General features: G+C 62.2%; 1 protein-coding gene. It reads right to left on the reverse strand.

Annotated elements, in window-relative coordinates; all coding sequences use genetic code 11:
- Positions 1-241, reverse strand: a 241-nt coding sequence (locus IBT46_RS27830; RefSeq protein ID WP_200548140.1) for an Ig-like domain-containing protein, incomplete at both ends; no start/stop codon positions are given.

Raw genomic sequence — 241 nt, forward strand, 5'->3', positions numbered from 1 at the left:
CGCGTCAACGGTCGCCGGATCGGACGGGTTGCCCGCTTCGTCGGTCTGGGTAACAGAGAGGGTTTCGCCGTTTGTCTGAGGGGTGCTCAGCGTTACGGTGAAGTTACCGTCTTCGCCCACAACCGCGCCAGGAACGCTGATCACGTTACCGTCAGCATCACGAACGGTGATGGCTGCGCCCGGTTCGCCGGTACCCGTAATGCTCAGGCCGTCAGCGGCCACTTCCAGATCGTCAACCTGT

Origin of the sequence: Erwinia sp. S38 (assembly GCF_016624545.1) — a bacterium.
In the GTDB taxonomy this organism is placed as follows: domain Bacteria; phylum Pseudomonadota; class Gammaproteobacteria; order Enterobacterales; family Enterobacteriaceae; genus Erwinia; species Erwinia coffeiphila.